The following is a 12,761-nucleotide window of genomic DNA, read 5'->3' on the forward strand; positions in this document are numbered from 1 at the left end:
TCGTCTTTTAAATCCTAGAAACTCTTACTTTTTTCTTTTTCAAACGCGTATTGTCAACTTTTTGAATGACCTCTTTGACTTTGGATGCTTTTACTGCAACAAAGGCACAATCTTGTTTGAGTTCAATCATGCCGAGTTCGTCTTTATTGAGTTTTCCTTGCTTTATGAACAATCCTGCAATGTCTCCTTTGGAAATTTTATCTTTTCGTCCACCCGAAATAAAGAGCGTTTTCCAGTCAGATGGTGTTGGACGTTTGGTCGATACCATTTCTTCAATAACATCTACTTCGGCGATAAAATCAGGCACCGATTCTTCTTTCCATTGCAATACAAACGCCGTTCCTTCCGCATGCATACGTGCTGTACGACCGTTACGATGTGTGAATTCCTGCGCTTTTAACGGCAATTGATAGTGAATGATGTATTTTATTTCAGGAACGTCAATACCACGCGCTGCCAAATCGGTTGCAATGATGAGTTGATGCGTTCCGTTTCTAAATTTAATCAATGCGCGTTCACGATCTTTTTGTTCCATTCCGCCATAAAAACAACCGTGCGGAATGTTGTTTTCGTGTAAAAAGTCGCTCACATATTGAATCGTATTTTTAAAATTACAAAAGATAATTCCTGGCTGATTCGCCATGTGAGAAATGGTATTCAGTAAGGTATCTAATTTATCTTTAGCAGGTGAAAGAATTCGTTTTACAGTAAGTTTCGCTATTTTTTCTCCTAAATAATTTATGGTCAATGGTTTGTGCATGCCCACGAACGCTGGAATTTCCATGTCTTTCGTTGCCGATGTTAGCACGCGTTTTTCAATATTGGGCAACAATGAAATGATTTCTTTCATTTCTTCTTCAAAACCAACTTCGAGGGATTTGTCAAATTCGTCCAACACTAAGGTTTTAATCGTATTTGTATCAAACGTTGCTCTGCGCAAATGATCTGCGATTCTACCTGGCGTTCCTACTAAGATGGCAGGATTGTGTTTTAAATCGACTTTGTCTTTGGAAAAATTGCGCCCGCCGTACACTTCATTGACTTTGAAGCCTGCTCCCATTTCGCGGGTTACTTGTGCAATTTGAATTGCCAATTCCCGCGAAGGCGCTAAAATAATAGCTTGCACATTGTCATCATCTGCGTCTAATTCGTTGATAATTGGTAGTAAAAACGCTAAGGTTTTTCCTGTTCCTGTAGGTGAAAGCAATATGGTATTGGGATGCGAACTAATAGCAAGTTTTGCTTCTTCTTGCATTTCGTTTAGGCGTTCAATCCCCAATTTTGCTAAGATTTCGCGCTGATTTTTTGTGTTTTGTGACATGTTGCAAAATTACAGTTATTTTTTGGTTGTTTTGCATTTTATACAGCTTACTGAAAGATTTATTTGTTCGTGAATGCTGACCTTTGTTTTATAAAATGAACGAAAAACTTCCTTAATTTACAGTTTTCACATACAAGTTTGCTATTGATTTTTAGTAATTTAGACGAATAATTTTTAAAAAATATAGTTATGAGAAAAAAGAAAATGCAATCGTTAAGGTTTAAAAAATCAGTGATTTCAAATTTAAGTGCTGAAAAAACAAAAGGTGGAGTTTCAGGTCATTGCACATCTAGTGTAAATCCGCACGAATGCTTCTTTGCATGTCCAGATTCATTATATGCGCCTTGCGATTAATACAATATTTTTACGTAAAAGTAAGTAATCGTTAAATACTAAGAGTTTTTCTTTAGGAATACGCAGTTGTTCCGAACTTTTAGTATTTTGCGTTTATGAAACGAACCATTCAACAATACATTTTATTTACGTTTCGATCGATTCTTTTCTGGGTTTTGGCGTTCAGTTTTATGATTGTAATTCGCTATTTCGGAATTTTTGAAGAAAAAGGCGTGAGTATTCTTCCCAAATACGAATTACCCTTAATAGACTTGCTCAGTTATGTTGCGATTTCTGCAATTCCTTTCGGGATTTTTTATGCGTTTGTGGAGTTTTTATTTGACCGTTTTTTGGCTAAAAATTTGGCGTTGGGCGTGATTGTATTTACGAAAAACTTCATCTATTTGGTAATTCTCATCTTTTTAGTGAGTTATGTGGTGGAATATTCGGGGTATATGCTCGATGTTTCTTTGGAAGAAGAACGTGGCTGGTGGCGCACGAATAAAACGTTTTGGTCCATCATGATTTACTTTGTTGTGGCATCATTGGTGTTTTCGTTTATCAAGATTGCGAATGAAAAATTTGGTCGCGGTGTGTTTTTTAAGATGCTTACCGGAAGATATCGCAAACCGAAAGAAGAACAACGCATTTTTATGTTTCTCGATTTAAAAGCCTCTACCACAATTGCGGAAAATTTAGGACATTATACGTACAGTCAGCTGATTCAAGATTGTTTTTACGATTTGAATGTAATTGTTCGGAAATACGATGCTGAAATTTACCAATATGTCGGTGACGAAGCCGTGTTGACTTGGTCGTACAAACGTGGCATAAAACGCAATAATGCGGTGGAATTGTATTTTGGTTTTTTGGATAGGATTACTTCTAGAAGTGTGTATTACCAAGAAAAATACGGTTTGATTCCTGAGTTTAAAGCAGGAATTCACGGCGGAACGTTGATGGTTACCGAAGTAGGAAGCGTGAAGAAAGAAATTGCCTATCACGGCGACGTGATTAATACGACTGCACGAATTCAATCGCAATGCAATACGTATCATGCAAATGTGTTGATTTCAGAAGCATTGTTGCAAAAATTAGAACTTCCTGAAAAGTATCACACACAAAAGATTGACGATTTGTTGCTGAAAGGGAAATCGAAAACGGTGACGATTTATAGTATTGATAAGGTAGCCCGAGTCGGAGACTCGAGCTAATAACGTTGTACGTTTCAAAGTACTTCTCGATACAAAATTCTTTCAGAATTTCACTCGAAGTGACGTTTGGGATATTGAAGTTGAACTCGGACTTGAACTCGAACTTGAACTTGAAATATCATACGTCATTTTGATTTCTTTGATAAAATAATTCATATTGATGAAAACTTCAGCTTAACGAAATATATTTTCAATCTTACATAAAAAACATTGGTACATTTTCAAATTATCAAATTGATACATTAAAAAGTCAATCCGTTTCTTCTAAAAAAAAGAATTCATTTACAGGTTTTTGAAACAATTCGCTAAGTTTTAATGCTAATACCGTAGAAGGCACATAGCGTCCTTTTTCAATGGAGTTTATCGTTTGCCTTGATACGCCTATTTTCTTGGCTAAATCGTCTTGTGTGATGTCTAAAATAGCACGTTCAATCTTAATTCTGTTTTTCATTATAGTCGTCTTTTTAACATGTAAAAAAACAGTAAGTATATGGTTAGCAACAACCACAATACTTGAAAATCTCCTACATCTGTTAAACCATCGTCCTCTTTTTCAACAATAAATGAAGCGATATAATTGAACAGCGGCTGCGCCAACGAAAAAATGACTCCAAAAATAAACGCCATCGTAAAGGCACGTCCGCGCATGCTTTGAATCATTTCGTCTTCTACTTTTTCTTTGGATATCGCAATAATTAACAAACCGACAAGTACGACTCTTTTTAAGATGAATCGAATTGTTTCTGAGATTTCGATATCAAATATTTTTCGAGTTATGAGGAACAAGATGCTAAGTGCCACGAGTATAATTCCAAGTTTTTTATACGAATTGGGCAATCCGAAGTTGAGTATTTTGTTCATTCTTCGTTCTTCTGCCTCACAAAAGGTTTCTTTTGACATGATGAATATGTTTTACAAATTGATAAATAATTTTTACATAATGACAAATATACTTTACATTTTGTGAAACACAAAATTAATTTTTAGTTTCTTTTATGTGCGATTTTTAAACTTGCACGAATAAATTCTTACTTAAATGCTAATTTCCATAGCAAATCTCGATACACATTTGTTTCACAAATCCACTCAATGTGACGGTTTTTTTAATGTGACAATTTGATGATTTGAAAATGTGCTAATTTTATTTCAAAGACTAATTTTGCTTTGATTTAGACAGATTGCTGCACTACGCTCGCAATGACGGATTGTAATTTTTTTGAGATGGTAATATGAGAAAATATAAACTAATAAACTCCTCAACTCATAAACTAGATTGAAAACAAAAAGATTGTTGATTTCCTAATTTTGTACTTTGAAGTATAAGAATGCAATCAACTTACTAACTCCAAAGAATACTTCGCCTGATTATTCTCGTAATCAAAGAGTTTGGAGTAATCCATAATGTTTTGAATGCCTTCGAGTTTGCAGAGATATTCGATGACTGCAGAAAGTCCGTTAAAGAGCAATTCTTTATCTCTCGGATTGTCTGGTCGCTTGTTTTTATGATGAAACGGAAGTTCGTAACCGCAAGCTTCTAAGAAAACAGCTTCTATTTTTAGGATTTCCAACGGCGTATAACCTCCAAATTTACGCCCAAAAGCTTGATGTACTTTCCCGACATAGTTTAACTCCAACGAGCCATGATCGTCAGAAAGATGTTTCCAACTGTCGGTATTGTCTAAAATATTTCCAACAGCGCATTGTTTGCAGCATTCAGGATTGATGGTATTGTTATGAAAAGCTTCATACAATTTTCTAATCGCGTCTTCGAATCGTTTTGAAATGTTCATAGTACCGTTTTCTTTTCTCAAAAGATACAAAAAAGTCGAAAAAAGTCCTATTAAGAAAATATGAGGTTGTTGTAAATTAGAATGAGTCTAAGTGTTGTGGTAACGTCAGTTCGAAATAAGTTTTATTCAAAATAAAATTGTTTCTTCCTATGAAACAAAATTTAAAAAACTAAAATTCAGCTACTTACTTTCTTTTCTTTGCTCGCCCAAAGAATACTGAATCGAGTTCAGCACAGGCTTCAACAAAAGAAAAGGCGCTTTTCCAGAGGTGTTTTTAGTTTTTCTTTTTAGGGAAAAACTAAAACCGCATAATTTTTTCTAAATTTCTTCCAAGGCTTCAGAAATTTTTAACGAAAAAATCCTGCTACACTGCGGAAAAGAAAACGTTTACTTTAAAATTTTACTTTTGATTTCTTTTACTCTTCTTTCACAATAATCATCGTCGCTTTAATACCTGTTGTCAAATTCCATTGATTTGCAGAAATGAGTTCGCCTTTGTCATCGTATACGCGGAATTCGGCAGTATTTGGTCCGGAAGAACCTTGATTTAATGCTTGAAAGTCTATTTTATTGAAGCCTTTTTGCAACGTGATGTCTATTTTTTTATACGCAGCTCCTAAGAGAATGTTTTCTACCACAACGACATCATTTACATAGACACGAACACGATCGCCGTCTACAAATTCGTGGTCTCTACATACAATTTCGACGAATTTTCCATTGCTTTTGAAGTCGCCCAAGTATTGTTCGACTTTGTATTCGGGACGAATTTCTTTGTCTTTGTTGTTCAGTTTGCGTTCAAATTCTTTGTTTCGGGTTACATATTGCTCGCCGCCAGTAAAATTGATTTCTTTTTCTTCTTTGAGTGATGCACGTTTGGAATCGGGCAACTTAATCAAACTAGTACGCTTGTTTTTTAGCAAACTTGGCACTTTAAACTCCATAATGTCTGGAGCATTTTCTTGCGGATTTAGCGGTTGCTCTGGTTTTGGAAACGATAATTTGATACGCCCTTTGGTAATATCCGCGTCATTGGTTTTTGTTTTGGTAGAATCTTTTTGCGCATGCATCGATAACACGCCAAAAAGCATGCATATAATCGTTACAAAAAAGTTTCGTTTTAAATGATTCACAAATACAGTCCCTGTTTTTCTACACTAACATCAATGTGCAATACAATATTACGCAATTTTTCAGTTAGTTTTTTACATCTTAACACACAATTATCATTCCATTTTTTAAATATCAAGTCCACTGAATTTCAGCAAGTTCCAAATGCACGATTTTTTTGATTCCTAAATTGATATCTTTTCGCTTCCAAAAGCCGCTATTTGGGTGATGTACTTGGTATTCTACATCGATAACACGCGATAATTCTTGCGAAATGATTCCTTTAAAAGCGCGTGTGCTGCCGTTAATATAGTAATCAAATTGGTATTGTTTTAAATAATTCATAAAATCATTTCGATATTTAAGATTGATCCAACCATAAAACCAAAAGTTTAATCGGGTTTGATTGCTACCTCGTTTTCCTAATAAGTAATGTAATGAGGTTTGATATGGAACGAGTGTGTAAAACGTGACTTCAAAATGTGTCAATTCTTCGGTCGAAATTTGCTGCATCAATTCTATAAATCCTGTTTTGAAGCTTTGAAAATATCCAGAAAGTGGATTCATCGCTCTGAATTCATTTTTATAGTCAAATTCGTTTTTATCAGGCGCTTCAACCGCAAAAAGTACTTTCGTGTAATTGGTATTTTTGGTAGGTTCTACTTGCGGTTTTCCGTTTTCAATCCAAAATGTCCAAGGTTTTACCAAATGCGGCATTCTAAAAAAACGGTCTTTAATGATGACAAAATCGCTTTGTACGTCAAAAAACTCTTCATTTTCGTTGGCAATCTGTTTAAAGTCGTCTAGTTTCAGACTCGTCACGCGTTTACTTTTTCGATTATATACAGGAATTGTTTGAACAATTTTCATATCGGGGAATACTTTTGTGGTGCATATTTAAGTATTCTTTTGTAGATGAGAAATTATTTTTTTTAACAATCGAATTGTTAATTTCTTTTTGAAGCGTATATCTATCCAACAATATGGCGAATTCTATAAAAAAAACGTCCAAAATTTAAAAAATTAAGGACGCTTTTAAATTTCTAGTCAATATAATTTAAGCCGAATTGACTAGTATGTGAAAAATAGTAACTAAACAGCAAATTATGTTCATATCTTTCATCTTAAAGATACAAAAAAAAGAGCCCAATTAAAAATTGAGCTCATAAAAACTCGTTAAAGTTTTTTGATAGTATTGCTGAATTGCAAACCTACCATTTTTATTTTTTTGTAGGAAATTTTATTTTTATTTAATTAACTTTTCTTAATTTTTTAACGTTTTACCGTAAAAAAACACAATCGTTCCCTTATTTATTTTTAGAATAATTCAATCAACAAATGTAGTATTTTAGAAGTATTATGACGTTTTATCATCGCTAGCCAGACGATCGCTTACATATTCTACTTGTGTTTTTCCATGTGGAATCGCTTTTCCGTTTGCATCAAGGTTGACCATTACAATATTATCTACCGTAATAATGGTTTCATGCGTCATTTTGTTACGTACTTCGCATTTAAGTTTTATGGACGTTTTCCCAAAGTTGAGAACTTCTATTCCAATTTCGACAATGTCTCCTTTTTTAGCGGAGCTTTTAAAGTCAATTTCGGAAATATATTTGGTCACTACTTTTGGGTTTTCAAGCTGAACGATGGCGTATAAAGCCGCTTCTTCATCAATCCATTCTAATAATCGCCCTCCAAATAATGTCCCATTCGGATTCAAATCTTCGGGTTTTACCCATTTTCGTGTGTGGAATCTCATGTTTTTTTCTTTTGTTATTTGTTTTTTGTTTTTTGTCGATTTGTTGTTATTCGCTATTCGCTCTTGATTCTTGGCTCTTGATTCTTGACTCTTAAATCTTGACTCCTGAATCTTGGTTCATTGCTCTCGTTTCAAAGGATTTAAGAAAAAATCTCAACATTAACATCTCACTACTAAAAAAGCGTTTCCTGTGCTGGAGGTTCGTTGTTGGTTTTCGGAATTTTTAGATTTGTTCCTAAACGCTGATTGAGTTTTTTAATGAAATATGCGGATAATAAAGGTGATTCTACTTCCAAGTTTTGATGTACAAAGAAGTGAACGTGTTGCAAACCTTTGTTTATCCAGTCTTCCAAACGGTTTACCCAATCGTCTAAACGTGCATAATCACTTTCGTGATTGGCGCCAACATATCTGATAAACGCTTCGTTATTCGTTAAACGCATGTGCATAATATCACGCCTTCCGGCAGAATCGACTATGGTATTAGCGATGTTATTTTCTTGTAATAAATAATACAATTCATTCGCCACTTTTTCATCATTGAACCAATCGGTGTGACGAAATTCCATCGTTAGTGCGACATCTTTTGGCCAAAATTCTACAAATTGCACGACTCTATCAAAATCTTTCGGAGAAAAATTACTGTGCATTTGCAAAAAGATGGTTCCCAGTTTTTCTTGCAAATGCGAAACGTTGTATAAATACGAATCTACTACTGCTTCTGTGGCTTGCAAGCGTTTCCAGTGACTGATTTCTTGGTTGATTTTTGGAAAAAACTTGAAACCTTCAGGCGTTTTGTCGCGCCATTTTTCAAACTGTTCAGCTGGAAAAATTCGGTAAAAAGTCGCGTTGAGTTCTATCGAATTAAATTGAGAGGAATAATACGCCAATTCATCTTTCGTTCCGCGCGGATAAAATCCTTTTAACTCTTGTCGATTCCATTTGGCACAACCTACATAAATAGACGGTTTTTCGTCATTTTTATACGATTGTAAAACCACTTCTGTTTCTGGGTGATCGTTAGGCAATGTAAAATCGATTTGTTCAGGATTGGTGACTTTTCCAAATTTCATAGCGTACTTTTTATAAAGCATAAAAATACGGAATTCTAACTCGAAAATAGCATTTCGTAAGTGTTTTGATTCTGTTGATAAGATGGTTAACAAGTTGTTTATAACCTGTTGAGAATGACTATCTATAATCGCTACATTTAAGTAAATTTTAGTGTTATGAACGATCGAGAAAATGATTTAGTCAAAGCGCGTCCACAAATTTCTCCGAAATCCATTTCTGAAAATATGTCCAACGACGAGCGTTTTCAAAATTCCACACTACGTCCAGTTATCAAACTTCAAAGTCCTTTATTGATTGCAGCTTTTCGAAATTACATCGTAAAACGAAAAAATGTATTTTACGATTTGTCTTTGGAAAAACGTTTGCTGTATATCGAAAATGCGATTCAGAAAGATATGAAGTTTCGCAATTCACTCAAAGGAATGATTATGGGACAGTTTACGCTGGAAGAATATCAAACCTATATTCAAAATTCGTCACCGCTGAACAAGCGCATGATGAATATTGTTATTGAGCGATTGAAAGACAATGTGTTACTGTTTGAAAGAGATATGGCATTTACGCCAATTGTGTAAAATATGTGATTTTCTTGGTTCAAAAGCTTTTTTATCTTTCCATACCACATAGCGAGCGGAGTTACGGATTTGATGTACCACACAGATTAGTGTGTCTGCCGTTGGGAATACATTTTTGATAGATTGGGTAAATACGTTGAGATTATCGGTAACAGTTACCAAGATATCTTCCACACCACGCGCCTTTAAGTCGGTAAGTACGCCTTGCCAAAAGGCAGCGGATTCATTATGTCAAGCCACATGCCTAAAAGCTCTTTATGACCTTCCCTGTTAAGTCCTACGTCTAAGTAAATAGTTTTGTTGATGACTTTTCCTGATTGCCTAACTCTAAAGACAATACCATCCATCCACACCACACAATATACGCTATCCAGTGGTCTGTGTTACCAATCTAATACACGTTGATTTCCTGTCTGTAATGATAGAGATGGCGGATGTGGAGAGTTTATATCCATAAATCTCTTGAAGCTCTTCTTCTATATCAGAAACACTCATCCCTTTAGCATAAAGCGATATAATGATATTTTCAATAGGTGTAGCCGTACTTTGATGTTTAGGAACTACAATCGGATCAAAACTCCCCTGTCGATCTCTAGGAACCTTAATCTGACTCTTACCAAACTCTGTCTTTACATGTTTACTACTGCTTCCATTACGCGCATTAGCAGTGTCGCTTTTTCCATGTTTTGGATAGCCCAAGTGTGTATCCATCTCGCCTTCAAGCATAGCTTCTAATGCTGCTGAATGAGGCTCTTTTAGCATACTACTAAGTTCTTCTTGGGTTTTGATGCCATCTAGCAAACCACTGTTTAAAAATTGTTTTTTCTCTTCTGGTGTCATAATAACTGTGTGTATTATAAAATTATACAAAAATTTAAGGCGGGTTTTAAAACCCGCCTTAAATCGTATTTATACAGTTTTTTGGATACTACCGAACATCTCCATCACTCACACTCGTTGAATGATTACAATAGCCAGGTCCATGTAGAATACTTCCTGTTGTTTCACAATCACATCCGCCCCCTTCTGCGAAAACACATTTAGAGCAATTCACTCCCGAACAACTTTCACCAAATTTTGCATTTATTCGTTTCAGTGAATATTTGTTACTTCCAATTTGTTCAATTTTGATTTCTGTTCTAAATAATACAGCATAACCATTTTCATTAATCCCTTCCCCTTGAATAAATGTTTTATTTAAAATGGTGTCTTCTGTTACTTTAAAATTTTTCATTTCAGTAATACCTTCAAAAAGTTTTATCGTTTTAAATTCTTTTTCAAGTACTGATTTTTTAGGAGATAAATCATTAATACTTTTTACTATAAATAATGACTGACTTTCTGTTACATCATATTTATCATCTTCACTGCTACAGGAAAGCATGAGAAATGATAGACATAATACAAAGGTGGTTTTTAGTAGCTTTTTCATGGTTAATAAATTTTAAAAATTAATATTTTACTTTTGATATCTGCAAATACAAGTATTTGCAATTGTATCTACACTTCGTTTTTAACGTCGCTTAAAAGTGATTCGACTTGGGTGATCAGTCCTTTTTTGACCAGCATATCTATTTTAAATTGTTTTATTTAAGTATTTATATTATTTCTCTCACAATATTAAATTGTAGTATTATTCTTTGATAAATGTAAGTATAAATAATATACAAAAGAAAGAATATTATTTTTTTAACATAATAATTATTCAATTTTCAGCTAAAGACATTTAATTTTATGAAAATGATTTTTGAAATGCTTCTTGGGCTCGCTCTGAAGAAGTTGATTAAGAAAAGACAAAATAAAAATGGGCAGGGAATAATTGTTGGCTTCTCTTAGAATACAATAGAAAATATTCTAAAAAAAGAATTTACATCCAACATACATTTTCAATATCTTTGTGACCTAAATTTAGCAATAAAGATATGAAGCGTTTTAGTATTGTATTGGTAGTGATTTTTAGTGTGCTGTTGAGTGCTTGTAATTTTATGAGAAAGCAAGTAACTGCCGATGGTTCTCGAAATGTTACGATACAAAATACAACGCATGCTATAGAATATTGGCTCGGTTCGCAACCCGAAGCTGACGATAAAGATTCGTATCATTTGTATATTAAAAGAGATTCGTTGGCTGATTTTAAACGTGTGGTTGCAAACATGTTTCAAACGGAATATGATGCGGCAACAGTTCAAGCAGTAACTATTTACACCGATACTATTTTTAACGAACAAGACGTCACGCTTGCGCCAACAAACATTTCAGGTGTGCAAATTCACTTTATTGAAGATTCACACTTAAAAACCAACGTTTATAAGACTGCTGGCGATTTACAAAAAATTGACGCATTGTATTCATTTGTAGATTATTTTTCGCCTAAAGATGTGTACGATACTTCTAAGATTTTCAAGACGGACACAAATAGCGTTTTCATCTTTGTAAATGCAGATATTACTTCCAAATACGAAACGGGAAAGTCAAATTATGACAAGAATTTGGCAGATTACAAGTTGCAAAACAACTAATTTAATCACCATACTCAACTAATAACGTGCATTTTAGCTTTTTTATATAGCCTTTTAACTACTTTTTTAGCTGTCTAAAATTACATTTTCTACTTTTCTTCATCTTAAAAATCCAAAAACTTTTTAATTATGAAAAAAAGAACCTTATCCAGCCTGAAATTAAAAAAGCAAACCATTTCTAAATTGGATGCGAGAATTCATGGAGGAGCTGAAGCAGCTTCCATTCCTACATTGGGAATTATTTGTACCATTTACTCCTACTTTGAATGTGAAGACATTACACACACATCCAAAGATTATGATGGAAAACATTGTGATATTGCCACGATAAACGACAGTTGTCTTTCACTTTGTGACAATATTTGTAACGATTTTTAATCGTCCAATAACGAAACACCGTTCAAATCGGTAGTCAGTACTTCGCTCATATAATTAAAATATGGGCGAATTGCTTTAAAAGCAGCATCTACTTGTGTCATAAAATCGGCGGAAGTCACTTCCTTATCGGTAAATTTCTTGGTGAAAACAAATTGCTTCTTCTTAATCAAATCAATCGCAGGATGTTCTTTGTCAAACCCTTTCGGTGCAGTTTTTACTTCATCTCCTTCCAATTCGCCCCAAATAGTTTTGAATGATTTTTCACTAATGATTTCTCTAATTTCTTTAGCATCCATTTCAAATTCTTTGCGAATTCGCAATAAATCATCCTTATTTGGATCCCAAAATCCTGTTGCAATAAAAGATTCATCATTGGGCGCAATGTGTACATAATAACCGCCGCGCAATCTAGGTTTTACTCTATGAAAACTTCCTGCAAAATGTGTTTTATACGGCGTTTTGTCTTTGGAAAAACGAACATCTCTATAAATGCGAAACACCTTTACCTTATCAATTTGGTCGTGTTTGTTCAACGCTGTTCCTAACTGATTGAAAAACTGTTTTACTTCACGCTCAATCTCTTTAAATTCTTTTTTATTATCAGTAAACCATTCGCGGTTGTTGTTTTTTTGCAATCGTTTTAAAAAGGAAAAGGTTTCTCTAGGAATAGTTTCGTTCATGAGTT

15 protein-coding genes and 1 pseudogene are annotated in these 12,761 nt (G+C 34.2%); 5 read left to right on the forward strand and 11 right to left on the reverse strand.

Annotated elements, in window-relative coordinates; genetic code table 11:
- Positions 1 to 7 precede the first annotated feature (7 nt).
- Positions 8 to 1,321, reverse strand: a complete 1,314-nt coding sequence (locus tag C8N46_RS10650) for a DEAD/DEAH box helicase (RefSeq protein WP_108114874.1) — start codon at positions 1,319 to 1,321, stop codon at positions 8 to 10.
- A 189-nt stretch (positions 1,322 to 1,510) separates the two neighbouring features.
- On the opposite strand from C8N46_RS10650, the gene C8N46_RS20470 reads away from it, so the two are divergent.
- On the forward strand, positions 1,511 to 1,675 hold the full coding sequence (locus C8N46_RS20470) for a hypothetical protein (RefSeq protein WP_158269132.1): 165 nt from the start codon (positions 1,511 to 1,513) through the stop codon (positions 1,673 to 1,675).
- Positions 1,676 to 1,770: 95 nt separating this feature from the next.
- Positions 1,771 to 2,868: an adenylate/guanylate cyclase domain-containing protein gene (locus C8N46_RS10655; protein WP_108114875.1), complete on the forward strand. Its 1,098-nt coding sequence runs from the start codon at positions 1,771 to 1,773 to the stop codon at positions 2,866 to 2,868.
- Between the two features lie 250 nt (positions 2,869 to 3,118).
- Here the strand turns inward: C8N46_RS10655 and C8N46_RS10660 are convergent, their stop codons facing one another.
- The 7 genes from C8N46_RS10660 to C8N46_RS10690 form a co-directional block, all read right to left on the reverse strand.
- Positions 3,119 to 3,319 carry a helix-turn-helix transcriptional regulator gene (locus C8N46_RS10660; RefSeq protein ID WP_108114876.1) on the reverse strand — a complete coding sequence of 67 codons (201 nt, stop codon included), beginning with the start codon at positions 3,317 to 3,319 and terminating at the stop codon, positions 3,119 to 3,121.
- Positions 3,319 to 3,768, reverse strand: coding sequence for a hypothetical protein (locus C8N46_RS10665; RefSeq protein WP_108114877.1), 450 nt, complete (start codon positions 3,766 to 3,768; stop codon positions 3,319 to 3,321). Before C8N46_RS10665 ends, C8N46_RS10660 begins: the two co-directional genes overlap by 1 nt.
- A gap of 431 nt (positions 3,769 to 4,199) precedes the next feature.
- Complete coding sequence (locus C8N46_RS10670) at positions 4,200 to 4,658, reverse strand: Na(+)-translocating NADH-quinone reductase subunit F (RefSeq protein WP_108114878.1); 459 nt, start codon at positions 4,656 to 4,658, stop codon at positions 4,200 to 4,202.
- A 416-nt stretch (positions 4,659 to 5,074) separates the two neighbouring features.
- A complete protein-coding gene (locus C8N46_RS10675) occupies positions 5,075 to 5,791 on the reverse strand; it encodes a hypothetical protein (protein WP_146169793.1) in 717 nt (238 codons plus the stop codon).
- 112 nt (positions 5,792 to 5,903) lie between these two features.
- A complete protein-coding gene (locus C8N46_RS10680; protein ID WP_108114880.1) occupies positions 5,904 to 6,638 on the reverse strand; it encodes a hypothetical protein in 735 nt (244 codons plus the stop codon).
- Between the two features lie 487 nt (positions 6,639 to 7,125).
- Entirely contained in the window at positions 7,126 to 7,530 is a 405-nt protein-coding gene (locus tag C8N46_RS10685; protein ID WP_108114881.1) for an acyl-CoA thioesterase, read from the reverse strand.
- 173 nt (positions 7,531 to 7,703) lie between these two features.
- Positions 7,704 to 8,603, reverse strand: coding sequence for a DUF72 domain-containing protein (locus C8N46_RS10690; RefSeq protein WP_108114882.1), 900 nt, complete (start codon positions 8,601 to 8,603; stop codon positions 7,704 to 7,706).
- Between the two features lie 156 nt (positions 8,604 to 8,759).
- Here C8N46_RS10690 and C8N46_RS10695 point away from each other — a divergent pair, with 156 nt between their 5' ends.
- On the forward strand, positions 8,760 to 9,179 hold the full coding sequence (locus tag C8N46_RS10695; protein WP_108114883.1) for a glyoxalase: 420 nt from the start codon (positions 8,760 to 8,762) through the stop codon (positions 9,177 to 9,179).
- A gap of 21 nt (positions 9,180 to 9,200) precedes the next feature.
- Here the strand turns inward: C8N46_RS10695 and C8N46_RS21100 are convergent.
- Both C8N46_RS21100 and C8N46_RS10705 read right to left on the reverse strand, forming a co-directional pair.
- Positions 9,201 to 10,019 (reverse strand): annotated as a pseudogene (locus C8N46_RS21100) (IS256 family transposase); the annotation flags it as partial.
- An 88-nt stretch (positions 10,020 to 10,107) separates the two neighbouring features.
- Entirely contained in the window at positions 10,108 to 10,611 is a 504-nt protein-coding gene (locus tag C8N46_RS10705) for a hypothetical protein (RefSeq protein ID WP_108114884.1), read from the reverse strand.
- Positions 10,612 to 11,101: 490 nt separating this feature from the next.
- On the opposite strand from C8N46_RS10705, the gene C8N46_RS10710 reads away from it, so the two are divergent.
- Both C8N46_RS10710 and C8N46_RS10715 read left to right on the forward strand, forming a co-directional pair.
- Entirely contained in the window at positions 11,102 to 11,698 is a 597-nt protein-coding gene (locus C8N46_RS10710; protein WP_108114885.1) for a hypothetical protein, read from the forward strand.
- Between the two features lie 129 nt (positions 11,699 to 11,827).
- Positions 11,828 to 12,076, forward strand: coding sequence for a hypothetical protein (locus tag C8N46_RS10715; protein ID WP_108114886.1), 249 nt, complete (start codon positions 11,828 to 11,830; stop codon positions 12,074 to 12,076).
- Here the strand turns inward: C8N46_RS10715 and C8N46_RS10720 are convergent.
- Positions 12,073 to 12,756, reverse strand: a complete 684-nt coding sequence (locus tag C8N46_RS10720; RefSeq protein WP_108114887.1) for a DUF2461 domain-containing protein — start codon at positions 12,754 to 12,756, stop codon at positions 12,073 to 12,075. The two genes, C8N46_RS10715 and C8N46_RS10720, sit on opposite strands and share 4 nt — an antisense overlap.
- Positions 12,757 to 12,761: the final 5 nt, after the last annotated feature.

Origin of the sequence: Kordia periserrulae (assembly GCF_003054265.1) — a bacterium.
Lineage (GTDB): Bacteria > Bacteroidota > Bacteroidia > Flavobacteriales > Flavobacteriaceae > Kordia > Kordia periserrulae.